Source organism: Nocardioides sp. GCM10027114 (genome assembly GCF_042659625.1).
Lineage (GTDB): Bacteria > Actinomycetota > Actinomycetes > Propionibacteriales > Nocardioidaceae > Nocardioides.
On the sequence record NZ_JBHSSS010000026.1, the window covers coordinates 428,139 to 452,247 of the forward strand.

At 73.3% G+C, this 24,109-nt stretch carries 26 protein-coding genes; 17 read left to right on the forward strand and 9 right to left on the reverse strand.

The window, feature by feature from the left end; genetic code table 11:
* The first annotated feature begins 74 nt into the window (after nucleotides 1-74).
* The 4 genes from ACFP2E_RS16500 to ACFP2E_RS16515 all read left to right on the forward strand — a co-directional run bounded on the left by ACFP2E_RS16500 (nucleotide 75) and on the right by ACFP2E_RS16515 (nucleotide 4,663).
* Nucleotides 75-914, forward strand: coding sequence for a siderophore-interacting protein (locus ACFP2E_RS16500; protein ID WP_378523895.1), 840 nt, complete (start codon nucleotides 75-77; stop codon nucleotides 912-914).
* A gap of 153 nt (nucleotides 915-1,067) precedes the next feature.
* Nucleotides 1,068-2,648 (forward strand): hypothetical protein, encoded by a 1,581-nt coding sequence (locus ACFP2E_RS16505; RefSeq protein ID WP_378523896.1) that lies wholly within the window; start codon nucleotides 1,068-1,070, stop codon nucleotides 2,646-2,648.
* A gap of 93 nt (nucleotides 2,649-2,741) precedes the next feature.
* The gene (locus ACFP2E_RS16510; RefSeq protein ID WP_378523897.1) at nucleotides 2,742-2,918 is read left to right on the forward strand and encodes a hypothetical protein; all 177 of its coding nucleotides are present in this window, start codon (nucleotides 2,742-2,744) and stop codon (nucleotides 2,916-2,918) included.
* 227 nt (nucleotides 2,919-3,145) lie between these two features.
* Complete coding sequence (locus ACFP2E_RS16515) at nucleotides 3,146-4,663, forward strand: hypothetical protein (RefSeq protein ID WP_378523898.1); 1,518 nt, start codon at nucleotides 3,146-3,148, stop codon at nucleotides 4,661-4,663.
* 25 nt (nucleotides 4,664-4,688) lie between these two features.
* Here ACFP2E_RS16515 and ACFP2E_RS16520 read toward each other — a convergent pair whose 3' ends face one another.
* Nucleotides 4,689-6,644 (reverse strand): hypothetical protein, encoded by a 1,956-nt coding sequence (locus ACFP2E_RS16520; protein ID WP_378523899.1) that lies wholly within the window; start codon nucleotides 6,642-6,644, stop codon nucleotides 4,689-4,691.
* A 159-nt stretch (nucleotides 6,645-6,803) separates the two neighbouring features.
* Here ACFP2E_RS16520 and ACFP2E_RS16525 point away from each other — a divergent pair, with 159 nt between their 5' ends.
* From ACFP2E_RS16525 to ACFP2E_RS16535, 3 genes are all read left to right on the forward strand, one after another.
* On the forward strand, nucleotides 6,804-7,595 hold the full coding sequence (locus ACFP2E_RS16525; RefSeq protein ID WP_378523900.1) for an HAD-IIA family hydrolase: 792 nt from the start codon (nucleotides 6,804-6,806) through the stop codon (nucleotides 7,593-7,595).
* Between the two features lie 61 nt (nucleotides 7,596-7,656).
* On the forward strand, nucleotides 7,657-7,896 hold the full coding sequence (locus ACFP2E_RS16530) for a hypothetical protein (RefSeq protein ID WP_378523901.1): 240 nt from the start codon (nucleotides 7,657-7,659) through the stop codon (nucleotides 7,894-7,896).
* A 5-nt stretch (nucleotides 7,897-7,901) separates the two neighbouring features.
* A complete protein-coding gene (locus ACFP2E_RS16535; RefSeq protein ID WP_378523902.1) occupies nucleotides 7,902-8,177 on the forward strand; it encodes a DUF6343 family protein in 276 nt (91 codons plus the stop codon).
* A 44-nt stretch (nucleotides 8,178-8,221) separates the two neighbouring features.
* Here ACFP2E_RS16535 and ACFP2E_RS16540 read toward each other — a convergent pair whose 3' ends face one another.
* From ACFP2E_RS16540 to ACFP2E_RS16555, 4 genes are all read right to left on the reverse strand, one after another.
* On the reverse strand, nucleotides 8,222-8,473 hold the full coding sequence (locus ACFP2E_RS16540) for a hypothetical protein (RefSeq protein WP_378523903.1): 252 nt from the start codon (nucleotides 8,471-8,473) through the stop codon (nucleotides 8,222-8,224).
* 104 nt (nucleotides 8,474-8,577) lie between these two features.
* On the reverse strand, nucleotides 8,578-8,874 hold the full coding sequence (locus ACFP2E_RS16545; RefSeq protein ID WP_378523904.1) for a DUF202 domain-containing protein: 297 nt from the start codon (nucleotides 8,872-8,874) through the stop codon (nucleotides 8,578-8,580).
* 2 nt (nucleotides 8,875-8,876) lie between these two features.
* Nucleotides 8,877-9,233 (reverse strand): YidH family protein, encoded by a 357-nt coding sequence (locus tag ACFP2E_RS16550; RefSeq protein ID WP_378523905.1) that lies wholly within the window; start codon nucleotides 9,231-9,233, stop codon nucleotides 8,877-8,879.
* Between the two features lie 26 nt (nucleotides 9,234-9,259).
* Nucleotides 9,260-10,906 carry a dolichyl-phosphate-mannose--protein mannosyltransferase gene (locus tag ACFP2E_RS16555; protein ID WP_378523906.1) on the reverse strand — a complete coding sequence of 549 codons (1,647 nt, stop codon included), beginning with the start codon at nucleotides 10,904-10,906 and terminating at the stop codon, nucleotides 9,260-9,262.
* Nucleotides 10,907-10,973: 67 nt separating this feature from the next.
* Between ACFP2E_RS16555 and rsmI the strand changes: the two genes are divergently transcribed.
* The 7 genes from rsmI to ACFP2E_RS16590 all read left to right on the forward strand — a co-directional run bounded on the left by rsmI (nucleotide 10,974) and on the right by ACFP2E_RS16590 (nucleotide 18,794).
* Nucleotides 10,974-11,843: a 16S rRNA (cytidine(1402)-2'-O)-methyltransferase gene (gene rsmI, locus ACFP2E_RS16560; RefSeq protein ID WP_378523907.1), complete on the forward strand. Its 870-nt coding sequence runs from the start codon at nucleotides 10,974-10,976 to the stop codon at nucleotides 11,841-11,843.
* The gene (locus ACFP2E_RS16565) at nucleotides 11,840-12,679 is read left to right on the forward strand and encodes an alpha/beta fold hydrolase (protein WP_378523908.1); all 840 of its coding nucleotides are present in this window, start codon (nucleotides 11,840-11,842) and stop codon (nucleotides 12,677-12,679) included. Before rsmI ends, ACFP2E_RS16565 begins: the two co-directional genes overlap by 4 nt.
* The gene (locus tag ACFP2E_RS16570) at nucleotides 12,676-13,566 is read left to right on the forward strand and encodes a TatD family hydrolase (protein WP_378523909.1); all 891 of its coding nucleotides are present in this window, start codon (nucleotides 12,676-12,678) and stop codon (nucleotides 13,564-13,566) included. The genes ACFP2E_RS16565 and ACFP2E_RS16570 overlap by 4 nt, the downstream gene beginning before the upstream one ends.
* Nucleotides 13,567-13,845: 279 nt before the next feature.
* Complete coding sequence (locus tag ACFP2E_RS16575) at nucleotides 13,846-14,988, forward strand: transglycosylase family protein (protein WP_378523910.1); 1,143 nt, start codon at nucleotides 13,846-13,848, stop codon at nucleotides 14,986-14,988.
* Nucleotides 14,989-15,040: 52 nt separating this feature from the next.
* Nucleotides 15,041-15,979 carry a 16S rRNA (adenine(1518)-N(6)/adenine(1519)-N(6))-dimethyltransferase RsmA gene (gene rsmA, locus ACFP2E_RS16580; protein ID WP_378523911.1) on the forward strand — a complete coding sequence of 313 codons (939 nt, stop codon included), beginning with the start codon at nucleotides 15,041-15,043 and terminating at the stop codon, nucleotides 15,977-15,979.
* On the forward strand, nucleotides 15,976-16,908 hold the full coding sequence (locus tag ACFP2E_RS16585) for a 4-(cytidine 5'-diphospho)-2-C-methyl-D-erythritol kinase (protein ID WP_378523912.1): 933 nt from the start codon (nucleotides 15,976-15,978) through the stop codon (nucleotides 16,906-16,908). The genes rsmA and ACFP2E_RS16585 overlap by 4 nt, the downstream gene beginning before the upstream one ends.
* Nucleotides 16,908-18,794: an ABC-F family ATP-binding cassette domain-containing protein gene (locus ACFP2E_RS16590; protein WP_378523913.1), complete on the forward strand. Its 1,887-nt coding sequence runs from the start codon at nucleotides 16,908-16,910 to the stop codon at nucleotides 18,792-18,794. Before ACFP2E_RS16585 ends, ACFP2E_RS16590 begins: the two co-directional genes overlap by 1 nt.
* A gap of 105 nt (nucleotides 18,795-18,899) precedes the next feature.
* On the opposite strand, the gene ACFP2E_RS16595 is transcribed toward ACFP2E_RS16590, so the two are convergent.
* Nucleotides 18,900-19,388 carry a MarR family winged helix-turn-helix transcriptional regulator gene (locus tag ACFP2E_RS16595; RefSeq protein ID WP_378523914.1) on the reverse strand — a complete coding sequence of 163 codons (489 nt, stop codon included), beginning with the start codon at nucleotides 19,386-19,388 and terminating at the stop codon, nucleotides 18,900-18,902.
* 95 nt (nucleotides 19,389-19,483) lie between these two features.
* Here ACFP2E_RS16595 and ACFP2E_RS16600 point away from each other — a divergent pair, with 95 nt between their 5' ends.
* From ACFP2E_RS16600 to ACFP2E_RS16610, 3 genes are read left to right on the forward strand one after another with little or no spacing between them, the layout of a single operon-like run.
* Nucleotides 19,484-20,269, forward strand: a complete 786-nt coding sequence (locus ACFP2E_RS16600; RefSeq protein WP_378523915.1) for a methyltransferase domain-containing protein — start codon at nucleotides 19,484-19,486, stop codon at nucleotides 20,267-20,269.
* The gene (locus tag ACFP2E_RS16605; protein WP_378523916.1) at nucleotides 20,266-20,658 is read left to right on the forward strand and encodes a VOC family protein; all 393 of its coding nucleotides are present in this window, start codon (nucleotides 20,266-20,268) and stop codon (nucleotides 20,656-20,658) included. Before ACFP2E_RS16600 ends, ACFP2E_RS16605 begins: the two co-directional genes overlap by 4 nt.
* A gap of 17 nt (nucleotides 20,659-20,675) precedes the next feature.
* Nucleotides 20,676-21,137 (forward strand): hotdog fold domain-containing protein, encoded by a 462-nt coding sequence (locus ACFP2E_RS16610; RefSeq protein ID WP_378523917.1) that lies wholly within the window; start codon nucleotides 20,676-20,678, stop codon nucleotides 21,135-21,137.
* Nucleotides 21,138-21,161: 24 nt separating this feature from the next.
* Here ACFP2E_RS16610 and ACFP2E_RS16615 read toward each other — a convergent pair whose 3' ends face one another.
* The 3 genes from ACFP2E_RS16615 to ACFP2E_RS16625 all read right to left on the reverse strand — a co-directional run bounded on the left by ACFP2E_RS16615 (nucleotide 21,162) and on the right by ACFP2E_RS16625 (nucleotide 24,102).
* Nucleotides 21,162-22,457: a cation:proton antiporter gene (locus ACFP2E_RS16615; RefSeq protein WP_378523918.1), complete on the reverse strand. Its 1,296-nt coding sequence runs from the start codon at nucleotides 22,455-22,457 to the stop codon at nucleotides 21,162-21,164.
* 113 nt (nucleotides 22,458-22,570) lie between these two features.
* Entirely contained in the window at nucleotides 22,571-23,455 is an 885-nt protein-coding gene (locus tag ACFP2E_RS16620) for an amino acid ABC transporter permease (protein WP_378523919.1), read from the reverse strand.
* Nucleotides 23,452-24,102 (reverse strand): amino acid ABC transporter permease, encoded by a 651-nt coding sequence (locus tag ACFP2E_RS16625; protein ID WP_378523920.1) that lies wholly within the window; start codon nucleotides 24,100-24,102, stop codon nucleotides 23,452-23,454. The genes ACFP2E_RS16620 and ACFP2E_RS16625 overlap by 4 nt, the downstream gene beginning before the upstream one ends.
* Between the last annotated feature and the right edge of the window lie 7 nt (nucleotides 24,103-24,109).

A 24,109-nucleotide genomic window follows, 5' to 3' on the forward strand; every position in this document is an offset into this window, starting at 1 on the left:
AGATCTTGTTAGGCTGACCTAACCTCGTTCGCCTCCGATGAGCGCGAACGCGCCCGGAACCACGAGGAGTCGACGTGCCCAGCAAGCACACGCCCCACCACGGCACCGTGCTGCGCCGCGAGCAGCTCACCCCCGGCCTCGTCCGGATCGTGCTCGGCGGCGACGGCCTGGCCGGGTGGGACGCCGACGGGGTGACCGGCGACGTCACCGACGCCTATCTCGTCCTGTGGTTCCCGCCGGCCGGGGCGCCGTACGCCGCGCCCTTCGACGTCGAGGCCGTCGAGGCTGAGCACCCGGCCGAGCTGTGGCCCTCGCACCGCCACTACACCGTGCGCCGCTGGGACGCCGGGCAGCAGGAGCTGACGATCGACTTCGTCGTCCACGGCGACGCCGGGATCGCCGGGCCGTGGGCCCAGCAGGCGCAGCCGGGCGACCGGGTCGTGCTCACGACCCCGCGCGGCGGCTACCGGTCCGACCCGCGCGCCGACTGGCACCTGATGGTCGGCGACGAGTCCGCGTTCCCCGCCATCGCCGCGTCGCTGGAGGCGGTGCCGGCGGGCAGCCGCGCCGTCGCCGTGCTGCTGTGCGACGGGCCCGACCACCAGGTCGACCTCGCCTGTCCGGGCGACCTCGAGGTCACCTGGCTCCACCGCGCCGGCCGCCCGGAGGACGCGTCCCTGCTCGTGGACGCGGTCCGCGCCCTCGACTTCCGTCCCGGCCGGGTGCACGGCTTCGTCCACGGCGAGGCGGGGGAGGTGCGCGAGGTGCGTCGCCACCTGCTCGGCGGCCGGGGCGTCCCGCGTGCGGACCTGTCGGTCAGCGGCTACTGGCGCCGCACCATGACCGACGAGGCGTGGCGCCGGGTGAAGAAGGCCTGGAACGCCGAGGTCGAGGCGGACGTGCCGGTCGCCTGACTCCGCCCCCGCCCGAAAGTTTCGGGCGGGTCGGCGTGTCTGCCCCCGATCGAGGGCCCGTCTGGACCATCCTTCGCCGCCTCGAAAGTTCTCAGGACGCCACCCGACCTGCCGACCTACCTTCGGGAGGACCCGATCTGTGGGGGATAGGTCATGCGGAACCTGCGAACAAGTCTCGTGGTGGCACTGTCGACGGCAGTGCTCGTGCTCGCCCTGGCGCCTGCGGCCCAGACTGCCCAGGCGGCCCAGTCGGCACAGGTCGACGGCTCGCTGCACGTCACGCCGGACGACTACGTCGGCGGCCAGGCCCTGACCTTCACCGGCCACATCGGCGCGCCTGGCGAGCAACGGATCACGCTGCAGCAGCACCTCGGCCGGTCCGGGGACGGCTGGGCCGACATCAAGGGCTTCAGCGCGCAGACCGACGCCTACGGCGCCTTCGAGTTCACCTACCCGGCGCCGTCGATGTTCGGCATCAAGTACCGCGTGGTCGCCGGTGGCGCCGCCGTCACCCCCGCGTGGACCTTCAACGCCAAGTCGCAGGACCTGACCCTCGAGCTGGATGGTGAGGCGCGCGCCGGCAGGGAGTTCAGCCTGCTCGTGGACACGACTCCCAGCCTGTGGGGCCGCCCGGACACCATCGGGCTGCTGCCGTTCCCGGGCCGCGTGCTCACGCTCGAGCGCCGGGGGGGCGACAACGAGTGGGAGCACGTCGACGACACGATCGCGGACCAGGAGGGCCACGGGCGGTTCGACGTCACGGTCGCCGAGCCCGGCACCGTCGTCTACCGGGTCGTCCAGGAGGACTGGACCCGCGACGGCGACCAGGTGGGCTGGTTCCCCTCCTTCCCGACGTACGTCGAGGTGCTCGACCCCCGCGCACCCCGGACGGTCCTGCCGGCCCCGTCGGACGACTCCGCGGAGACGACTTCGTCGGGCACGTCGAGCCGGACCGGGGCGATGGCACCGGCGACCGCCAACGGCGACGTCGCGACCAGTACCGCGAGCTCGGTCAACGGCTGGGCGCCGTCGGTCTTCGACTTCGCCTGGGTCTCGGGCGAGTCGCTGACCAGCCCGCCCTACCGCGGCACCCGGCTCCAGGGCTGGTGGCGGGACTACTCCGACGGCGCCGGCCGGGTCGGCAAGCACAACGGCGGCCTGGTCCTGGACAGCAGCCGCAAGACCAAGGAGATGCTGGGCGACTTCGGCACCACCATGGCCACCCTCGAGGGAAACTCCCTCAAGTTCGGCCGCTGGGAGACCCGGCTGCGGCTGAAGGCCCACGAGTCGTCGCACGCCGACTACCGGGCGCTGGTCGAGCTGGTCCCGGCCGACGAGGCCGCGCGGGCCGCCTGCGGTGTCCCGGGGATCACCGTGGCCGACATGTCGGCCCACTCGGGCCTCATCCGGTACGGCGCGGTGAAGGCGCCCCGGTCCTGGCGCGGCAAGGTGTCGGTCGCCGAGGTGAACAACCGGTCGATCGCCGTCGCCGTCGAGGTGACCCGCAAGCACGTGTCCTGGTTCGTCGACGGCCGGGTGGTGGGCACGGTCGGTCGCAAGGCCGTCCCGCGGGTCCCGCTGACGCTGCGGATGAGCCTGGTCGGCAACGGTGCCCAGGAGATGAACCACACTCAGCTCGTCTCCGACTGGCAGCGCGGCTTCACGCTCAAGCGGGGCGACAAGGTGGGCTCGGGGTCGGCCGTGAAGCGCAACCGTTACGCCAGCAGCTGCTGAGCCCTCCTCCGCGTCACCTGGCGTTGCCGCGCCGTAACGCCCGCGACACACGGGTCGGCGAGTCTTCTCGCGACATCCGGGAAAGGGGGCGACATGAGTGAGCAGCAGGGACGGAAGACGCCGCGGTCGCGGGAGGAAGTGGTCGGCCGGGAGCGCCGCGAGGCGTGGCGGTCCCACGGCCTCAAGGACCTGCTCGAGCGGCGGCCGGACCTCGAGGGCGTGCACCGGCCGGCCGACTTCGCCGTCGAGGCGGTGCTCTGGTCAGTGTGATCCACGCCGGCGTCGCCGTCGGGGCCCGGCGGTCAGGGCCCCGACGGCGACGCGCCGTGACCACGGTCACAACGCCTACCGGCGGGTAACACGCATACTGCGGGGCGGACGGGCCTGCCGCGCGCCGCGGGACAGCTCGTCTCGAAATCGATCAGTCGGGGGTCGATACCGAGCTGGAGTCCGCCATGCACAGTGCGTCGCGCGTCCACGCAGTTCCGCTCATACTCGTGACCGCCCTGCTGGGCGGTCTTCTCGTGGCCCTGACGCCGCAGCCGGGTGTCGCCGGCCCGCGCGCGTCGCTGACCGTCTCGCCGCGGGTGTACGTCGGTGGCCAGGCCGTCACCTTCACCGGCAACGTCGGCCGTACCGGCGAGCGCCGGATCGTGCTGCAGCAGCACCTCGGCCGTTCGGGCGACTCCTGGGAGCGCGTCGAGGGCTTCAGTGCCCGCACCGACCGCTCGGGGGACTTCCGCTTCACCCACCCGGCGCCGTCGATGTTCGGCATCAGGTACCGCGTCAAGACCAAGGGATCCGTGACGCCTGCCTGGACGTTCAAGGCGAAGTCGCAGGACCTGACGGTCAAGGCCGTGTCGGGCGTCTCCGGGCTCCGCGCCAACCAGGTGCTCGCCGGACGACGCTTCACGGTCAGGGTCGACACGACCCCCGACCTGTTCCGTCGGCCCGACGTCGACGGCCTCAAGCCGATCCCCGGGCGGAAGCTGACGCTCCAGCGGCGGGTGGACGGCGACACCTGGACCACGTTGCAGACGACGACCGTCGACGACCGTGGCAACGGGCGCTTCGGCGTGACGGTGGCCGACCCGGGCACCGTCGTCTACCGGGTCCGGATGGAGGACTGGACGGCGGGCGCCCACGAGATCGGGTGGTTCCCGTCGTTCCCCACCTACGTGCGTGTGCTGGACCGGGCCCCCCGGGTGGCAGCCCGCACCGCCCCGGTCTCCCGCAGCGCCCCGGAGCGGACCGCCACCCACCGCGACGTCTCCAACGCCACCGCGAGCAAGGCCTTCGGCTGGGCGCCCGCGCGCTTCGACTTCGCCTGGGTCTCCGGGGAGTCGCTGACCAGCCCGCCCTACCGCGGGACCCACCGCAGTGGCTGGTGGCAGGACTACACCGGCGGCGCCGGCCGGGTGGCGAAGCACAACGGGGGCCTGACGATCTCGAGCAAGCGCGAGAACGCCCCGGGCCGGGGTGACTTCGGCACCACCCGCGCCACCCTGCGGGACCACGCCCTGACCTACGGCCGCTGGGAGGTGCGGCTGCGGGCCCGGTCGCACGAGTCGTCCCGCGGCGACTACCGCGCGAAGGTGGAGCTGGTCCCGGTGTCGGCCGCCGACCACGACTGCGGCGCCCGGAGCATCACCGTCGCCGACTTCGCCGCCCACGGCCGCAGGGTGCTGATGGGTGCCAACGCGGTCACCCGGAAGTGGCGGCGCAGTCGCGACGTCGGGCCTCTCGACAACCGGCCGATGGCCGTCGCCGTCGAGGTCACCCGACGCCACATCTCCTGGTTCGTCAACGGCCGGGTCGCCGCCACCCTGAAGAACCAGGCCGCCATCCCGGACGTCCCGCTGACGCTCCGGCTGAGCCTGGTGGGGAAGGGGAAGCGGGAGATGAACCACACCGACCTGATCTCCGACTGGCAGCGCGGCTTCACCCTCGAGCACGGCCGCACGGTCGCGTCGGGCCCCGGACTCGCCTCCAGCCCGTTCTCGGGCGGCTGCTGAGGGGCAGCGGGCCGGGCTTGCCGGCTCAGTCCGTGGGCACGAACAGCCCCTTGGCCCGCCAGCTGCCGTCGTCGCTCAGGACACGGGGCTCGCCGGACAGCCCACCGCCGACGAATCGGGCGGAGCGGAGCGTGCCGTCCTTGGCGCCGTACAGGACGCGGTCGCCGGCCAGCGTCATGCCGCGGACCTTCCGCAGGTCGAGGCCGTCCCGGGCGGCCTGATGGGTCTCGGCGCCGACGACGCGGCTCTCGGGGGTGAAGCCCCGGAAGAACAGCCGGCGGTCGCCGCGGAGCGTGTAGTAGAGGCGGTGTCGTGAGGGGTCGAAGAACATGCCGGTGATGTCCTCGACGGGGAACGGCAGCCGTCGCCCGTCGATGCCCGGGCGCAGGTCGATCTGCTCCGGCGGGCCGAGGGCGCCGGAGGCCGGGTCGAAGGTGCGCGCCTCGAGGGTGCCGTCCGAGCGGCCCAGGTAGAGCTCGCCGTCGACGAGCGCAGCGCCCCGCACCGACGACCAGTCAGTGGGGGAGCCGACGGGCACGGGGTCGCCGGTCGGCACACCGTCCGCCCCCACCGGGCGCCGCAGCAGCTCGTGCCGCGCAACGAACAGGTCGTTGGGCAGCACCGCCCGGCCGACCTCCGGCACGGTCGAGCCGCCCTCCCACGGCAGCCAGGCGATCCGCCCCCGCCGCTGCGCGGCGAACAGCGTGGTGTCGCTGCCGACCCACAGCCCGCGCCCAGTCGCGACCACGGCTTCGGCGCCGATCCCGCGCTGCTTGCCGGGGTTCCACGACAGGGGCAGGCCGTTGCGCGGGTCCAGCGCGGCGATGCCCTGCCGCGGCACGGCGCCCGGTCCGGGCTTCGCCCGCCGGAACGGGTTGTTGAACCACCGGAAGTGCCCGCCGACGTACACCGCGGCCTCGGTCACGGCCACGCCGAGGACCGTGTCGGCGCCCGTGTAGGCGACCCACCGCGGCTGCCGGCCGCGTCCCTTGGTGGTCCAGGCGCTGGCGGTGTCGCACAGGCTGCCGGTCCGGCTGCCGCCGCCCCAGCCGCCCGCGGTGGTGACGACGAACCAGCGGTCGTCGGGGCTCAGCGCCACGCCCCGGACGGGGCTGCTGACGGCGCTGCCGCACACGCTGTGGTGGCGGTCGAAGCGGACCGTGCGCCACCGGGTCACCCGCGCCCGGTAGCGGCTGGTGTCAAGCACGACGACCTGGCTTCGCTTCTTCCCGTCGACCCGCGCGAAGTTGCCGATGGCCACGAGCCGGTCCCCGTCGGCGGAGACGTCGAAACGCCGGACGTTGGTGCGGCCCCGGTTGCTGCGGTGCGGGTCGTAGTAGCCACGGAAGCGCAGGTCCACCGCGTCGAGCACCTTGCCCGTCTCTGTGCGCAGCGCCGCAAGTGCGCCACGCGACGGCCGACCGAAGTCGGTCCGGATCCTCTGGAACGCGCCGGCCACGTAGAGCCGTTTGCCGTCGACGGCCAGGTCGGTCACCGGCAGGTCGGGGGAGGCGCGGAAGCTGCTCATGACCTTGCCGTCCAGCGACAGCCGCACCAGCCGCGCGTAACGGGTCTGGCCGGCGACGCCGCTGAACGCGCCGCCGACGTGGACCGATCTCCCGTCGGTCGCCAGCGCGTACGCCGACCCGTTGAGCCGCGGCGCGAACTGCGGATCGATCTCGCCGGTGTCGGCGTCGAACGCGAAGATGCCGTACCGGTCGAGGTCGTCGGAGGGGTCGTGGAACGTCCCTCCGGGGCTGACCCTGCGGAAGGTGCCCGCGACGACGACCAGGTCGCCCACCTCGACCACGTCGAGGACGGTTCCGTCCATGGCGTGCGGCGTTCCGCGGCGCGGGAAGTCGGAGACGACGGGGGCTCCCGGGTCCGGCGGCACGGCTGCCGGGGCGCCCGCGACCGGGGTCACGAGCGCGCCGAGGAGCAGCCCCGCCGCCACCAGGGCCACCGTTCGTCGAAGCAGCAATCTGTCCCCTTGGTCGTTCCGCCCGTCCCCGCGGTCAACCCGAGTACCTAGACGCTAGGAGCGGTCGGCGCAGGCTTCATCCCCCTTGTTGGTGATGACGGTCGTCCGCGTGGGACGAGGCGCACCCCAGCGCGCGCCCGGTTCCGCCAGACTGTCGCCATGAGCGAGCAGCGGCCCGTGGAGACCTGGCTGACGGACATGGACGGCGTCCTGGTCCACGAGGAGGTCCCGATCCCGGGTGCCCAGGACTTCGTGGAGGCGCTCAACCGCGCCGGCCTCGACTACCTGGTCATCACCAACAACTCGATCTTCACGCCGCGCGACCTGCGGGCGCGGCTGCTGGGCAGCGGCATCGACGTCCCGGAGCACCGGATCTGGACCTCGGCGATGGCCACCGCGCAGTTCCTCGCCGAGCAGCGCCCGCACGGGTCGGCGTACGTCGTGGGCGAGGCGGGGCTGACCACCGCGATGCACGACGTCGGCTACGTGCTGACCGAGCGCGACCCCGACTACGTCGTGCTGGGGGAGACCCGGACCTACTCGTTCGAGGCGATCACGAAGGCGATCCGGCTCATCGAGGCCGGCGCCCGGTTCATCGCGACCAACCCCGACCCGAGCGGCCCGAGCCAGCAGGGCACGCTGCCGGCCACCGGGTCGGTCGCCGCGCTGATCGCGACCGCCACCAACCGCCAGCCCTACTTCGTCGGCAAGCCGAACCCGCTGATGATGCGCAGCGCCCTCAACCGGCTCGACGCCCACTCCGAGACGACCGTGATGGTGGGCGACCGGATGGACACCGACATCGTCAGCGGTCTGGAGGCCGGGCTGCGGACCGTGCTGGTCACCAGCGGCTCCACCCGGCCCGAGGACGTGGAGCGATTCCCCTACCGGCCGACCGCCGTCCACGACTCGATCGCCGACCTCGTCGAGCTGGTGGGGCAGGGGCTGTGAGCGCCTCGGCCGCGGAGTAGCCTCGAACCGACCGCTGCAGTCGACCCCTCGGGAGGGCACCATGACGGAGCAGCAGCAGGACCATACGGACCGCGCCGCGGACCAGGATCTTCCCGACAACCCCGAGCACCACCAGGCCGAGACCGTCGACGCGCTCGAGGAGCGGGTCGCCGGCGAGGCCGCCGAGCGCGCGGACGGTCAGGAGCCCGAGGAGCAGGTGCGCGGCGAGGACGTCACCGACCCGGACGGCGGCGACGGCGAGGCCGACGGCGACGAGAGCACCTCCGAGCCCGCGGGCTGACGGTGGTGCCCGGACAGGACGGTGGCGGGCGGGGCCGGGCGCGACCCGGCCACCACGACCCGACCTACCGGCTCGGCGGCGCCGCGCCGGCGCGCAGCGCGCTGACGCTGCGGCTGGTGCTGGCGACCTTCGGGCTGGTGGCCTGCCTCGGCTTCGCGGTGGTGCTGTGGGCCGCGGACGCCGCGACCGGCTGGGTCGTCGGCGCCGGCGTGCTGGCCGTGGTCGCGCTGGTCGACGCCGTGGTCGTCGTGCGCCGCAAGCGCAGCGGCGAGCCGGGCTGACGCCCGGGAGGGCTGCTGGGTACAGCTAGCAGCCGTGGGGAGGGTCAGTCCCACCAGAGTCGGAAGTCGGGGTGGTCGCGGTAGAGCCGCGCCGACCGCATCAGGTAGCGGCCGACCTCGTCGCGGGCGAACGGCCGCTCCTCGACGTCGCGGCGGACCTGGTCCACCACGACCCGGGTCCCCTCGTACCAGGACAGTGCCGCCTTGTCGCCGGCCTCCTCGGCCCGGCGTACGTCGTCGGCGACCCGCGCCGTGACGAACTCGCTCAGCTCCTGCAACGTGATCTGGTCGGCCACGACGCCCCCGTAGTGCCCTCGGCGGTGCCCCCGCAGCCGCTCGGACCTCGAGTCTGCGCCCCGGCCGGACGTCGAGGCAATGCCCCGTCCGGGTGGCAGCCGGATCAGCCGGTGAGGAGTGCGGCCAGCTCCACCCCGGCCAGCACCACGGTCGCGACCGCCAGGGCGAACGGCGACCGCCCGCTGCGGTCCTCGCTGCGCCGGCGGCTCTCGAGGAACACCCACACGGCGAGCGGTCCCGCGACCGCCACCGCGGCCAGGGCGACCCAGCCGAGCCGGTCGACGGTCAGCCTGGTCAGTGCGGCAGAGCCCGCGAGCAGTGCGAGGGCCGTCCGCTGCCAGGCCAGCGTGGTCCGCGCCCGGGGGGCGCCGACGTCGTGGACCTCGACCCGATCGGGCACCGTCAGGTCATCCCGATGAGCAGCACCACGGCGACCACGACGACGACCGCCGTCAGCGCCACGCTGTAGGTCTGGGCCGGGAGGGGGCGCCGGTGCCGGATCGCCCGCTCGGCCACCGCCCAGCGCCACCAGGCCGCCACGGCCGCCCCGAGCCCGAGCAGCACCGTCACGGCCGCGACGACGTGGTCGACCCCGCCTCGCATCCCCAGGTCGAACGCGTCCAGCGCCACGCCACCGGCGATCAGCGCCAGGGCGGTCCGGATCCAGGCCAGGAAGGTCCGCTCGTTGGCGAACGAGAAGCGGTAGTCGGGCTCCTCGCCGCTGCCGTAGACCCAGGCGGGCCACCGCCTGCGTGCCATGCCTGCCTCCTGTCTCCGGTCGCCGGTCAGACCCAGTGGTCGAACCAGATCCGGTCCAGCCACTGCGAGTGCGTCAGCAGCTCGTGGGTGTAGATCGGGTGGAACCACGCGAAGTTCAGCAGCACCAGCACGAAGAACGTGCCGGCGACCACGACCCCGGCCGTACGCCGGGGCGTGGGCGTGCGGGACGGACCGATGATGCGGCCCATCGCGAGCGTCACCGCGAGCACGAGGAAGGGCAGCGTGACCACCGCGTAGAACGAGAAGATCGGCCGGTCGTCGTAGAGCAGCCACGGCAGCCAGCTCGAGGCGGCGCCGACCACGACCAGGCCGAACCGCCAGTCCCGGCCGCCGACCCAGCGCAGCACGGCGTACCCCAGCGCGAGGCAGCCGCCCCACCACAGCACCGGGGTGCCGAGCAGCAGCACCTGCCGCAGGCAGTCGCTGTCGGGTGCCGCGTCGCAGCCCTGGGTGCCGGGCGCGATGTCGGTGTCGGCGGAGACCCCGACCGGACGGTTGAGCAGCAGCCAGCCGGACGGCTTGGACGCGTAGGTGTGCTCGGAGTCGTTGAGGAAGTGGGTGTGGAAGACGTAGACGTCGCGGTGGTAGCTCGCCAGCGACCGCAGCGACTGCCACACCTCGCCGACCCCCTCCGCGTCCGACTCGTCGCGCGTCGGCCAGTTCTCGCCACCGTCGAAGTGGGTGTACTGCGTCGCGGACAGGTGCGTCTCGTACTCGTGGGCGTTGACGAGCCACCCCGTCCACGTGGCGACGTAGACCATGAAGCCGACGACGATGAGCTGCAGGAACGCCGGGACGCCGTCGACGAGCGCCGACCTCACCACCGGCCAGCGGACGCCGAACGAGCGCCGGGCGCCCCAGCTCCACGCCCACACCAGCAGGCCGAAGGCGGCGACGGGGTAGAGCGCGGTCCACTTGGTGCCGACGGCGAGCCCGACGCAGACGCCGCCGAGCAGCAGCCAGGGCCGCAGCAGCAGGCCGCGCACCGGGCCGAAGCCGGCCACCTCACCCCGGTCGGCGACCCGGGCCGCCATCCGGGCCCGGAACCAGTCGCGGTCGTTGACGAGGCAGGCGACGGTGCAGAGCAGGAAGAACGCCACGAAGATGTCGAGCAGCGCGAGCCGGGACAGCACGAAGTGGAGCCCGTCGAAGCACAGCAGCAGCCCGGCGACGCAGCCGAGCAGCGTGGAGCCGGTGAGCCGCCGCGCGAGCCGGCACATCACCAGCACCATCAGCGAGCCGACGACGGCCGACGCGATCCGCCAGCCGAACGGCTCCATCCCGAACGCCTTCTCGCCCAGGGCGATCAGCCACTTGCCGAGCTCGGGGTGGACCACCATCGACGGGCCCTCGTCCCAGACGCCCTGGGTGGCGCCGTCGAGGATCCGGTTGTCGGTGACGTTGTAGGAGCGGGCGTAGCCGAAGTTGGCCAGCGCCCAGGCGTCCTTGGCGTAGTAGGTCTCGTCGAAGGCGAAGTCGTCGGGGCGGCCGAGGTTCCACACCCGCAGGAAGAACGCCAGCAGGGTGATCCCGACGGCGGCGCTCCAGGCGACGAGCGGGTCCTCGCCCCGGGTGCGCGGCCGCGCCCGCTCCGCGGCGGAGGGCGGCACCGGCCGGGTGCCCGGCTGCTCGGGAGGGGCCGCGGTCGTCACGCCCGGGACTCTACTGGCCCGTACTGGCCCGTACCCGCCCGTCCGTCGGCCTGACATGATCGGCCGCGTGACTCCGCTCCCCGGCCCGGCAGGCCAGTCCGGCCCGACCGGCGTGCTCGTGCTCGCGGCGACCCCCATCGGGCAGGTCGCCGACGCCCCGCCCCGCCTCGCCGAGGAGCTGGCCGCCGCCGACGTCGTCGCGGCCGAGGACACCCGCCGGCTCAAGCGGCTCACCACCGAGCTCGGCGTCACGGTGTCCGGCCGGGTCGTCTCCTACTTCGAGGGCAACGAGACCGCCCGTACGCCGCAGCTGCTCGAGGCGCTGCTGGCCGGCGAGCGGGTGGTGCTCGCCACCGACGCCGGCATGCCCAGCGTCTCCGACCCCGGCTACCGGCTGGTGGCGGCCGCCGTCGAGCACGGCGTGCACGTGACGGCCGTGCCGGGCCCCTCCGCCGTGCTCACGGCGCTCGCGGTGTCCGGGCTCCCGGTCGACCGCTTCTGCTTCGAGGGCTTCCTGCCCCGCAAGGCGGGGGAGCGCGGCCGGCGGCTGGCGTCCCTGGCGGGCGAGGAGCGGACGATGGTCTTCTTCGAGGCGCCGCACCGGACCGAGGCTGCGCTGGCCGCGATGGCCGAGGCGTTCGGCGACGACCGGCCGGCCGCCGTGTGCCGCGAGCTCACCAAGACCCACGAGGAGGTCCGCCGCGGGCCGCTGGGCGAGCTCGTCGCGTGGGCGGCGGAAGGCGTCCGCGGCGAGGTGACGATCGTGGTGGCCGGCGCCGAGCCGACCGCGGCGGTCGGGAGCGACCCCGAGAGCCTGCGGCAGGCGGTCGCCGACCTCGAGGAGCGGGGCCGCAGCCGCAAGGAGGCGATCGCCGAGGTGGCGCGGCTCGCCGGGATCCCGAAGCGGGAGGTCTACCAGGTGGTGCACGCGTCGTGAGCGGGCTGACGAGCTTCCCGAGGGACGGCCTGGTCTTCGCCGTCACCGACTCCGGGCCGGCCGACGGCGACCCCGTCCTGCTGCTGCACGGGTTCCCGGAGCGGGCCACCTCGTGGGAGGCGGTCAGCGAGCGGCTGAACGCCGGGGGGCTGCGCACCCTGGCCCCCGACCAGCGCGGCTACAGCCCCGGCGCCCGGCCCCGCTTCCGGTGGTCCTACCGGCTGCCCACCCTGGTCGCCGACGTCGTCGAGCTGTGCCAGCGGATCGGCCGGCCGGTGCACCTCGTCGGCCACGACTGGGGCGCGGTGGTCGCCTGGGCGCTGGCCGCCCACCACCCGGAGCTCGTGCGCACCCTCACCGCGGTCTCGGTGCCGCACCCCGGCGCCTTCCTCGAGGCCGTCCGCCGCGGACCCCAGCTGCGGGACTCGTGGTACTTCCTGCCCTTCAACGTCCCGTTCCTCGTCGAAGGACTGGCGCGCTACCGGCCGCACGTGCTCGAGGACCTGCTGCGGCGGGGCGGGATGACCGACGAGGACCTCGCCCGGGTGCGGGAGGAGATCGTCTCCGACGGCGCGCTGCGCGGCGGGCTGTCGTGGTACCGCGCGGTGATGCTCTCCTCGCCCGGGTACGCCGGACGCCGGGTCGCCGTGCCCACGACGTACGTGTGGAGCACCGGCGACGTCGCGCTGTCCCGGGTCGGCGCCGAGGCCTGCGAGCGGTACGTCGACGCGCCGTACGAGCTGGTCGTGCTCGACGACGTCAGCCACTGGATCCCCACGCTGGCGCCGGGGCCGTTGGCCGACGCGATCCTGGCGCGGATAGCGTCGGTGGGGTGAACGACCAGCCGACCCGCAGCCGTGCCGCGACGGAGGAGAAGAGCGGTGCCCGGCGCGACCGCGAGCGCCCGCCGCGCCCCGAGCCGCTGCCCCACCCGGTCGTCGACAACCACTGCCACCTCGACATCGCCGACGGCGACTGGCTGGCCACCGAGGACGCGTTGGCCGAGGCGGCGGCCGTCGGGGTCACCCGGATCGTGCAGATCGGCTGCGACCTGCCCGGCGCCCGGTGGGCCGTCGAGGCCGCCGCGACCCACGACGCGCTGGTCGCCGGCGTCGCCCTGCACCCCAACGAGGCGCCGCGCCACGCGGCCGCCGGCACCCTCGACGAGGCGCTGGCCGAGATCGAGCGGCTGGCGCAGGCCCACGACAAGGTGCGCGCAGTGGGGGAGACCGGACTGGACCACTTCCGCACCGGCGAGGACGGCCGCGCCGCCCAGGTGGAGTCGTTCGTTCGCCACCTCGACCTCGCCAAGCGGCTCGACAGGACGCTGGTGATCCACGACCGCGACGCGCACGACGAGGTGCTCGAGGTCATCGACGCAGAGGGGGCGCCCGACCGCTGGGTGATGCACTGCTTCTCCGGCGACGCCGACTTCGCGCGCCGCTGCCTCGACCGCGGCGCCTACCTCTCCTTCGCCGGCACGGTCACCTTCAAGAACGCCGCGCCGCTGCGCAACGCGCTGGTCGTCACCCCGCAGGACCGGGTCCTCGTGGAGACCGACGCGCCGTACCTGACTCCGACGCCCTACCGCGGCCGCCCCAACGCGTCGTACCTCGTGCCGCTCACGGTGCGGGCGATGGCGGAGGTCCGCGGCGACGACCTCGAGCAGCTGTGCAGGGCGATCGACGCCAACACCGAGCGGGCGTTCGGGGGTGCCTGGTGAGGGCACGGGGACGCTGACGTCCGATTTCCGGACACGTAAGTCTGGTCACGTCCGTCCACAAATCTGCCGTGAGGAGTTGGCGGGGCCCGCAGTCGTCGTTATCGTCCTGTGACTGTTGGCCGGGATCGGGACCGATTTCCACCAGCGCGAGGCACGGACGCAGCGACGCAGCCGTGCCGCCCCACCCCCGTCACACTTCCCCACGGAGCCCCCACGGCCCCGAGTGGTGTGAGCAGGCGCGCTGGCCCGAGGCCCGGGGAGTACGACGTCCGGAGAATCGTGCGCTTCTTCCAGCACACCACCTTCGCAAGCCTGTTCCGCAGCCGCGCCGCCCTGGTCGCCCTGAGCACCACCGTCCTGCTGGCGGTCGCCGGCACCACCTGGGGCTACTCCGCCCTGAACCGCGACGTGACGCTGTCCCTCGACGGCTCCACCCAGCAGGTCTCCACCATGGGTGACACCGTCGGCGAGGTCCTCGAGGCCGAGGGCATCGAGATCGGCGAGCGCGACCTCGTCGCGCCGGGCCTCGACGAGCAGATCGACGACGGCGACCGGATCAGCGTCCGCTTCGCACGGCCGCTCGAGCTGACCGTCGACGGCGACGAGTCCACCCACTGGGTGACCTCGACCGACGTGAACGCTGCGCTCGGCGAGATCGGCACCCGCTACGAGGGCGCCGACCTGTCCGTCAGCCGTGGCGCCAGCATCAGCCGCGACGGCATGGCCCTCGAGGTCGTCACCCCCAAGACGCTGCGTATCAAGGTCGCCGACAAGAAGTTCGTCAAGCGCGAGCTGACCGCACTCACCGCCAAGGACGCCCTCGAGGAGATGGGCGTCAAGGTCGAGAAGATCGACAAGGTGACGCCCGGCAAGAAGGCCACCCTCGAGGACGGCGACAAGGTCGTCTTCACCGACTTCCGCGTGGTGAAGAAGCGGTTCGCCAACGAGACCGTCGACTTCTCGACCATCGAGCGTGAGGACGCCTCGATGTTCGAGGGCGAGACCGAGGTCGTCCGCTCCGGCGAGACCGGTGCCCGCGACGTCACCTACCGCCTCACGTTCCGCAACGGCGAGCTCGTCGCCCGCAAGGTGCTGAAGCAGAAGGTGCTCAGCGCGCCCGTCGACGCGATCGTCCGGGTCGGCACCAAGGAGGAGCCGACCGCCAACTTCGCCTCCGGCGGCACCGTGTGGGACCGGCTCGCGCAGTGCGAGTCCGGCGGCAACTGGGCCATCAACACCGGCAACGGCTACTACGGCGGCCTGCAGTTCAACCTCAGCACCTGGCGCAGCTACGGCGGCGAGGGGTACCCGCACCAGCAGAGCCGCGAGTACCAGATCATGATCGCCGAGCGGCTCCGCGCCGCCAACGGTGGCTACGGCGCCTGGCCGCACTGCTCGCAGCAGCTCGGGCTTCCCCAGTGAGTGCAGTGACCGGCTGGTCAGTGACCGGTTGAGCAACGCCTACCCTTGGGCCATGCCTGAGCAGGGCCCCCCGGCCGACACCACCTCCGCCGGGCCGAGACTCCTCGGCCCGGCGGACGTGCGTTCGCTGGCCGCCACGCTGGACCTCCGCCCCACCAAGCAGCGGGGCCAGAACTTCGTCATCGACGCCAACACCGTCCGCCGGATCGTGCGCGAGTCGGGCATCGGCCCCGACGACGTCGTGGTCGAGGTCGGTCCCGGGCTCGGGTCGCTGACCCTGGCCCTGCTCGAGGTCGCCCGCCGCGTCGTGGCCATCGAGGTCGACGAGAAGCTCGCTTCGCTGCTGCCCTCGACCATCGCCGAGTACGCCCCCGCGCAGGCCGACCGGTTCGAGCTCGTCCACGCCGACGCGCTGCGGATCACCGAGCTTCCCGGGCCGGCGCCGACCGCGCTGGTGGCCAACCTGCCCTACAACGTCTCCGTGCCGGTGCTGCTGCACCTGCTCGCGCTGCTGCCCTCCCTGGAGCGCGGCCTGGTGATGGTGCAGTCCGAGGTGGCCGACCGGCTGGCAGCGCGCCCCGGCTCCAAGGTCTACGGCGTGCCGTCGGTCAAGGCCGCCTGGTACGCCGACGTCCGGCGCGCGGGCGCCATCGGCCGCAACGTCTTCTGGCCCGCCCCCAACGTCGACTCCGGGCTGGTGGCCTGGACCCGGCGGGAGCCGCCGACCTCGGCGGTCTCCCGCGAGACCGTCTTCCGGGTGATCGACGCGGCCTTCGCGCAGCGCCGCAAGGCGCTGCGCGGCGTCCTCAAGGGGCTCGCCGGCTCCGGTGAGGCCGCCGAGTCCACGCTGGTCGCCGCCGGCGTCGACCCGATGGCGCGCGGCGAGTCGCTGGAGATCGGGGACTTCGTGCGCGTCGCCGAGGCGCTTCCTTCCAGTCGACCCGACTCCACGGCGGTCGAGCCCGTCGAGACCCCCGAGGACGACAGGTGACTGCGCTGCGGGTGCGCGCGTCGGCGAAGGTCAACCTCCACCTCGGGGTCGGTCGCGTGCGGGAGGACGGCTTCCACCCCCTCCACACGGTCTACCAGGCGATCTCGCTGCACGACGACCTGGTCGCCCGCCCCGCCGACGACTGGTCGCTGGCGTCGCGGGCGGCGTCGTACGTCGACGCCTCGGCGCTGCCGGCGGTCGAGGACGACCTCGTGACCCGCGCGGCGCGGCTGCTCGCCGCGGAGCACGGCGTGCCCGTGCGGGCCGCCGTCGAGCTCGACAAGGCGATCCCGGTGGCCGGCGGGCTGGCCGGCGGCTCGGCCGACGCGGCCGCTGCGCTGGTGCTGCTCGACGCGCTCTGGGAGCTCGGGACGCCGCGGACCCGGCTGCTCGAGCTCGCCGCGGACCTCGGGAGCGACGTGCCGTTCGCGCTGGTCGGCGGCACCGCCCTCGGCACGGGCCGCGGCGAGGTCGTCGAGCCGGTCCCCGACCCGGGGCAGTGGCGCTGGGTGGTCGTGCCGTCCCGCGAGGGTCTCTCGACCCCCGCGGTCTACCGCCACTTCGACGAGATGTTCCCGGACGCCTCCTCGACGCCGCCCGCCCCGGACGCGCTGCTCGGTGCGCTCGCGGGGCGTGACCCGCGCCGGCTCGCTGCCACCCTGCACAACGGCCTGCAGGAGCCGGCGTTCGACCTGCGTCCCGACCTGCGCGACCTGGTCGCGCGCGGCGAGGCGGAGGGCGCGCTGCGCGGCCTGGTCTCCGGGTCCGGACCGACGTGCGTCTTCCTGTGCGAGGACGAGGCCCACCAGGAGGCCGTCGCGGCCGCGCTGCGCGGCGCCGGTCACGAGAGCGTGCTGACCGCGGTGGGGCCTGCGTACGGAGCGACGATCCTGGCCACCGACGACCCGGAGCCTGTGGAGGCGATCTGATGGCGAACCTGCTCAACCTGGAGCGGGTGTCGAAGTCGTACGGCGTCCGCCCCCTGCTCACCGACGTGTCGCTCGGCATCTCCGCCGGCGAGCGCGTCGGCATCGTCGGCCGCAACGGCGACGGCAAGACCACCCTGCTCGAGGTGATGACCGGCCTCGAGGAGCCCGACACCGGGCGGGTCTCGCGCAGCCGCGGCCTGCTGGTCGGCTACCTGCACCAGGGCGACGCGCTGGAGGACACCCACACTGTCCGCGAGGCCGTCCTCGGCGGCCGCAGCGACCACGAGTGGGCGGCCGACCCGGCCACCCGCGAGGTCGTCGAGGTGCTGCTCGCCGGGGTGGAGCTCGACCGGGCCGTCGCCGGGCTCTCCGGCGGCGAGCGGCGCCGCTGCTCGCTCGCCGCGCTGCTGCTCGACAGCCACGACCTGATCGTTCTCGACGAGCCCACCAACCACCTCGACGTCGAGGCCGTCGCGTGGCTGGCCGACCACCTGGTCCGGCGTACCTCCGCGCTCGTCGTCGTCACCCACGACCGGTGGTTCCTCGACGCGGTCTGCCAGTCGACGTGGGAGGTCCACGACGGCGTCGTCGACACCTACGAGGGCGGGTACGCCGCCTTCGTGCTCGCCAAGGCCGAGCGGCAGCGGCAGGCCGCCGCCGCCGAGGCCCGCCGCCAGAACCTCGTCCGCAAGGAGCTCGCCTGGCTGCGCCGCGGCGCGCCGGCCCGCACCTCGAAGCCGAAGTTCCGCATCGACGCCGCCAACGCGCTCATCGAGGACGTCCCGCCGCCGCGGGACCGGCTCGAGCTGCAGAAGTTCGCCACCCAGCGGCTCGGCAAGGACGTCGTCGACGTCGAGGACGCCGACCTGGTGCGCGGCGACCGGGTGCTGTTGAAGCACGCGACCTGGCGGATCGGGCCGGGGGACCGGATCGGGATCGTCGGCGTCAACGGCGCCGGCAAGACCTCGGTGCTGTCGCTGCTCTCGGGGGAGCTGGCGCCGGCGGCCGGGCGGGTGCGCCACGGCCGGACCGTCGCGCTGCAGCACCTCACCCAGCACATCGACGAGCTCGACCCGGAGGCGCGGGTGCTCGCCACGGTCGAGGGGATCCGCCGGATCACCCGTACCGCCGACGGCGAGATCAGCGCGACCGCGATGCTGGAGCGCTTCGGCTTCACCGGCGACCGGCTCACCGCCCGGCTGGGCGACCTCTCCGGCGGCGAGCGGCGGCGCTTCCAGCTGCTGCGGCTGCTGCTGACCGAGCCGAACGTGCTGCTGCTCGACGAGCCCACCAACGACCTCGACATCGAGACGCTCAACGTGCTCGAGGACTTCCTCGACGGCTGGCCCGGCACCCTCGTCGTGGTCTCCCACGACCGGTACTTCCTCGAGCGGGTCACTGACTCCACCTGGGCGCTGCTCGGCGACGGCCAGATCTCGATGCTGCCCCGCGGCGTCGACGAGTACCTCGAGCGCCGCGCCGCCGGCGGCTACCCGTCCCCCCACGCCACCCCCCACGCCGAGCTGCCATCAGTTCCCCCCGGATCCGCGCCGAGTGGTCCTCAGTTGTCCTCCGAAACCCCGCGAGCTGCCAGCAGTTCACCCGCGGGGAGCGCCGAGACGCCACGAGTTGCCGCGTCGCCGGCCGCGCCGGCCAGGGCGAAGGCCGGGTCCGCCGAGGAGCGGGCCGCGCGCAAGGTCATCGCCCGGATCGACAAGCAGCTCGAGCGACTCGGCGTGCGCGAGGCGGAGCTGAACGCCGAGGTGCTCACCCACGCGCAGGACTACGAGAAGCTCGCCGTCCTCTCCGCGCAGCTCCAGGAGGTCGCAGCCGAGAAGGAGCAGCTCGAGCTCGAGTGGCTGGAGGCCGCCGAGCTGCTGGAGTGACGCCCCAACCGTCACGCCGCTCGGCCACTCGCCGCGCTTCTCGGGCACTCCAGTGGCCTAGAAGCGCGGCGATCCCCGGATATCCGGGGATCGCGACGCCCCGGGCTACGGCGTGAAGGGGGCCAGCAGGGTGCGGAGGAGCTTGGCGAGGCGCTGCCGCTCGCGGTCGGGAAGGTCGGCGAGGAGCTCGGCCTCGGCGGCGAGCAGGGCGGTGAAGGCGCCGTCGACGGCCTGCTTGCCCTCGGCGGTGAGCCGGACGAGGACGCCGCGGCGGTCGTCGGGGTCGGGGTGGCGCTCGACGAAGCCGCGGCCGGCGAGCCGGTCGACGCGGTTGGTCATGGTGCCGCTGGTCACGAGGGTCTCGCGCAGCAGCCGGCCGGGGGAGAGCTCGTACGGCGCCCCGGCGCGCCGCAGCGCCGCCAGCACGTCGAACTCCCAGGACTCGATGCCGTGGGCGGTGAACGCCTCGCGACGGGCGAGGTCGAGGTGGCGCGCGAGCCGGCTGATCCGGCTGAAGACCGCGACGGGCGCGAGGTCGAGGTCGGGGCGCTCGCGCTCCCACGCCTCGGTGAGCTCGTCGACCTCGTCCCTCATGCGCGCCATCGTAGACCACCGATCGAGAATCTTGACATCGAGACAAACTCGGAGCAGAGTGCAGATATCTTGATGTCGAGACAAAGGAGCTCGCAGTGACGACCTCCCCGCGCTGGGACCCCGACCGCTACCTGACCTACGCCGACGAGCGCGGCCGCCCGTTCGTCGAGCTCCTGGCCCGGGTCGCTGCCGAGGACCCCGCCACGGTCGTCGACCTCGGCTGCGGCCCCGGCAACCTGACCCGGCTCCTCGCGGACCGCTGGCCCGACGCGAGCGTGCTCGGCGTCGACAGCAGCGACGACATGGTCGAGCGGGCACGCGCCGACGTGCCGGGCATCGCCTTCGAGCAGGCCGACCTGCGCGACTGGGCCGCCCGCGACGACGGGCCGGTCGACGTGCTCGTCTCCAACGCGACCCTGCAGTGGCTGCCCGACCACCTCGACCTGCTGCCCCGCCTCGTCGCGCGGGTCCGTCCGGGTGGCTGGCTGGCGTTCCAGGTCCCCGGCAACCTCGACGAGCCCAGCCACACCCTCCGCTCCGCGCTCGCCTCCGAGGAGCCGTACGCCGCCCACACCGCCGGCGTCGCGGCGCCGGGCAGCCACGCCCCGGCCGCCTACCTCGAGGTGCTCGCGGCCGCCGGCTGCGAGGCCGACGTGTGGGAGACGACGTACCTCCACGTGCTGCCCGGCGAGGACCCGGTCTTCACCTGGATCTCCGGCACGGGCGCACGGCCCACGCTGCAGGCGCTGCCCGCCGACCTGCGCCCCGGCTTCGAGGCGGAGCTGAAGCGGCGGCTCCGCGAGACCTACCCGCGCCGGTCCTTCGGCACCGTGCTGCCCTTCCGCCGGATCTTCGCCGCCGCCCGGGTGGGTGCGGCATGAGGCTCCACCACGTGCAGGTCGCCTGCGCCCACGGCGACGAGGATGCCGCCCGTCGCTTCTACGTCGAGGGCCTCGGCATGACCGAGGTCGACAAGCCCGCCGAGCTCGCCGCCCGCGGCGGCGCCTGGTTCCGCGCGTACGACGCCTCCGGGGACGTGGCCGCGGAGGTGCACGTCGGGGTGGAGGACCCGTTCCGCCCGGCCCGCAAGGCCCACCCGGCGTTCGTGCTCGACGACGTGGCGACACTCGAGGCGACCGCGGCCCGGCTCGCAGCCCTGGGCTTCGAGGTGGACGGCGGTCAGCGCGACTCGTTCCCCGGCCACGTCCGGTTCCACTGCTTCGACGACCACGGCAACCGGGTTGAGGTGCTGGCGCCGCGAAGTGACTGATGAGTAACATGCTCGCCATGTCCCAAGTGCTCGCCCTCTGGAACCGCACCAGCCCCCTGCCCCAGGGCAAGCGGCTCTTCTCGCTGCTCTTCTCGCAGAAGGCGCCCTACTTCGCCTCCATCCGGCCCCGGTTCGTGGAGATCCGCCCGGACTACGCGGAGCTGGTGATCCCCAAGCGTCGCGGCGTCCACAACCACATCAGGACCGTGCACGCGATCGCGCTGTGCAACGGCCTCGAGGCCGCCATGGGCGCGCTCGCCGAGGCGAGCATCCCGGCCGACAAGCGCTGGATCCCCAAGGGCATGACGGTCTCCTACACCGCGAAGGCGACCTCGGACATCACCTGCATCGCCGAGACCGACCGCGAGCAGTGGACCGGCGACGACCCCGAGCTGCCGGTGCGGGTGCGCGGCGTCCGCGAGGACGGCGAGGTCGTCATCGAGGGTGTCATCAACCTCTGGGTCACGCCGCGAAAGTAGCCGGGTCCGGCGCGCTCCACAGGCCTACGCCCGGCCGGCGGCCTCGAGCTTCCGGTCGAGCCGGGTCATCACCGGCGTCGACAGGACGCCGTGGATCATCACCGACGCGACCACGGTGAACGCGACGGTCGACCACAGCCAGTCGACGTTGAGCAGCGCCGAGGCGCCGGCGGCGTACGCCAGGTAGTAGATCGAGCCGATCCCGCGGACCCCGAAGAACGCCACCGCCCACTGCTGCTCCCGACACAGCCCGCCGGTCTGGTCGGTGCGGCCGGCGTACGGCGCCAGCGCGACGAAGCACGCCAGCGGCCGGATCACGAAGATCAGCGCCAGCCCGACGACGACGCCGCGCCAGTCGAGGGCCTCGAGGAGCCCCCGGGTCACTGCGATGCCGAGCACCAGCAGCACGAACAGCGTGAGCAGCCGCTCCAGCCGCTCGGCGACCTCGTGCATCGCGGCGTGGTAGTCGTGCGAGCGCTCGGCGGAGCGGAAGGTCAGGGCACACACGAAGACGGCGAGGAAGCCGTAGCCGCCGGCGACCTCGGCGACGCCGTACGACGAGACGAGCGCGGCCAGCGCCAGCAGCGACTCGCCGCGCTCGGCTACCCGCAGCGACGGGCTCCTCGAGCGGAAGGCGACGGCGGCCAGCACCCGCCCGACGAGCAGGCCGCCCACGACGCCGATCGCGACCTTGCCGAGGAGGTGCCAGCCGACCCACTCCAGCGCCACGCCCGAGAAGGTCCGCTCCGTCGCGAGCAGGATGGCGGCGTAGACGAAGGGGAAGGCCAGGCCGTCGTTGAAGCCGGCCTCGGAGGTCAGCGTGAACCGCACCTCGTCGGTCTCGTCGACCTCGTGGTCGCCGGTCTGCGGGCCGGCGACCTGGACGTCGGAGGCGAGCACCGGGTCGGTGGGCGCGAGCGCGGCGCCGAGCAGCAGCGCGGCCGCGGGCGCCACCCCGGCCCACCAGCCGAGCAGCGCAACGGCGCCGATGGTGAGCGGCATGCCGATGACGAGCAGCCGCCACGTGGGCGCCCACGTCCGCCAGCTGTCCCGGCTGCGTGGGTCGAGCGGCCGGTCGATCGCCAGGCCGACGCCCATCAGCGCCACGATCACGACCAGCTCGGTGACGTGCTCGATGACCTCTCGGTTGGCCTGCGGGTCCAGCGGCATCCCGTCTGGCAGGGGAGTGAGCCCGAGCAGCATCCCGATGCCGACGAGCACCATCGGTGCCGACACCGCCCACCTGCTGAGCAGGTCGGGCAGCACGATCGCCAGCAGCAGCGTCGCGCCGGCGACGACGTACACCAGGTCAGCGGTCACGCGTCAGTCATACAGCCCCGCCCAACCGGGTGGCGCGGAGTGTGACCCAGCCGTCAGCCCAGCCGTCAGCCCAGCCGTCAGCCCCGCCGTCAGCCCAGCCGTCAGCCCAGCGGTCAGGTCTGCGCGACCGCCGACTCGTCGACGGGGATCCCCGCGCCACCGCTGCGGGACCGGCTGAGCCGCTGCTCCACCCACACCGCGACCCGCGACAGCAGGTAGTTCAGCAGGATGAAGATCAGGCCCACCACGAACAGCACCTGGATCGGGTTGTCGAGGTTCAGCGCGATGAGGTTCCCCTGCCGCAGCAGCTCGATGTAGAGGCCGAGCACCGCGACGATCGAGGTGTCCTTGAGGACCACGACGAGCTGGCTGATGAGTGCCGGCAGCATGGTGCGGAACGCCTGCGGCAGCAGCACGTTGGTCATCGTCTGGCGCGGCGTCATGCCGATCGCGAGCGCAGCCTCGCGCTGCCCGCTGGGGAGCGAGTTGACGCCGGCGCGGAGGATCTCGGCGATGATCACGGAGTTGTAGAGCGTCAGGCCGATGACGAGGTACCACAGGCCGTCGTCGCCCGGCATGAAGCCGATGTCGGTGTCGGTGGACTGGAAGACGACGTAGACGTAGAAGATCGTCACGACCACCGGCAGGCCGCGCAGCAGCTCGATGAGCGCCACGAGCGGGATCCGTGCCAGCGTCCCGAGCATCATCCGGGCGCTCCCCAGCAGGGTGCCGATGATGAGCGAGAAGATGATCGCGAGCACGGCCGCGGTCAGCGTCGCGACGAGCCCCTCGCCCAGCAGCTTCCAGACCTGGCCGAAGACCTCGTTGGACGGGTCGATCAGCGGACCCCACAGCTCCATGTCGAACTGGCCGCGGTCGGCCAGCCGTCGGCCGGCGACGAAGAGCAGCCCGGCGATCAGCACGAGGCTGATGACGGTGCCGACCTGGGCGCGCCGGCGGGCCTTGGGTCCGGGCTCGTCGTAGAGGACGTTGCTCATCGCGCGACCTCCAGACGACGCTCGGCGAGGGCCAGCAGTGCGCCGGCGGACAGCGTGATGACGAGGTAGCCGATGGCCACCCCGGTGAAGACGGGGAGGGCGTCGAAGCCCGCGGCGCTCGAGAGCCGCTTGCCGACCGACCACAGGTCGCGGCCGACACCGAAGGCGCCGACGATCGCGGAGTTCTTGAACATCGCGATGATGACGCTGCCGACCGGCGGGATCGAGCTGCGCAGCGCCTGCGGCATCACGACCTGGGTCAGCGTCTGGGTGAAGGTGAGCCCGATCGCGCGGGCGGCTTCGGCCTGGCCGGCCTGCACGGAGTTGATGCCGGAGCGCACGCCCTCGCAGACGAAGGCCGAGGTGTAGAGGATCAGCGCCAGCACGCCGAAGGTGTAGAAGCTGAAGTTGACGCCGATCTCCGGCATGCCGAACGCCATGAAGAACAGCACCACGGTCAGCGGGCAGTTGCGCAGCGTCGTCACCCAGGCGGTGCCGAACGCCCGCAGCGACGCCACGGGGGAGACGCGGAAGGCGGCGATCAGCGTCCCGAGGAGCAGCGACCCCACCATCGCCCACAGGCAGATCCCCAGCGAGCGCAGGAAGCCGGACCAGTAGAGGTCCAGGTTGTCGAGGACGGGGTCCACGTCACTC

Bases quoted from the DNA above. Each gene is read 5' to 3' on its own strand.
- ACFP2E_RS16505 (WP_378523896.1), top strand. From the start codon at position 1,068: ATGCGGAACCTGCGAACAAGTCTCGTGGTGGCACTGTCGACGGCAGTG.
- ACFP2E_RS16510 (WP_378523897.1), top strand. From the start codon at position 2,742: ATGAGTGAGCAGCAGGGACGGAAGACGCCGCGGTCGCGGGAGGAAGTG.
- ACFP2E_RS16525 (WP_378523900.1), top strand. From the start codon at position 6,804: ATGAGCGAGCAGCGGCCCGTGGAGACCTGGCTGACGGACATGGACGGC.
- ACFP2E_RS16530 (WP_378523901.1), top strand. From the start codon at position 7,657: ATGACGGAGCAGCAGCAGGACCATACGGACCGCGCCGCGGACCAGGAT.
- ACFP2E_RS16550 (WP_378523905.1), bottom strand. From the start codon at position 9,233: ATGGCACGCAGGCGGTGGCCCGCCTGGGTCTACGGCAGCGGCGAGGAG.
- rsmA (WP_378523911.1), top strand. From the start codon at position 15,041: ATGCCTGAGCAGGGCCCCCCGGCCGACACCACCTCCGCCGGGCCGAGA.
- ACFP2E_RS16590 (WP_378523913.1), top strand. From the start codon at position 16,908: ATGGCGAACCTGCTCAACCTGGAGCGGGTGTCGAAGTCGTACGGCGTC.
- ACFP2E_RS16595 (WP_378523914.1), bottom strand. From the start codon at position 19,388: ATGAGGGACGAGGTCGACGAGCTCACCGAGGCGTGGGAGCGCGAGCGC.
- ACFP2E_RS16605 (WP_378523916.1), top strand. From the start codon at position 20,266: ATGAGGCTCCACCACGTGCAGGTCGCCTGCGCCCACGGCGACGAGGAT.
- ACFP2E_RS16610 (WP_378523917.1), top strand. From the start codon at position 20,676: ATGTCCCAAGTGCTCGCCCTCTGGAACCGCACCAGCCCCCTGCCCCAG.
- ACFP2E_RS16620 (WP_378523919.1), bottom strand. From the start codon at position 23,455: ATGAGCAACGTCCTCTACGACGAGCCCGGACCCAAGGCCCGCCGGCGC.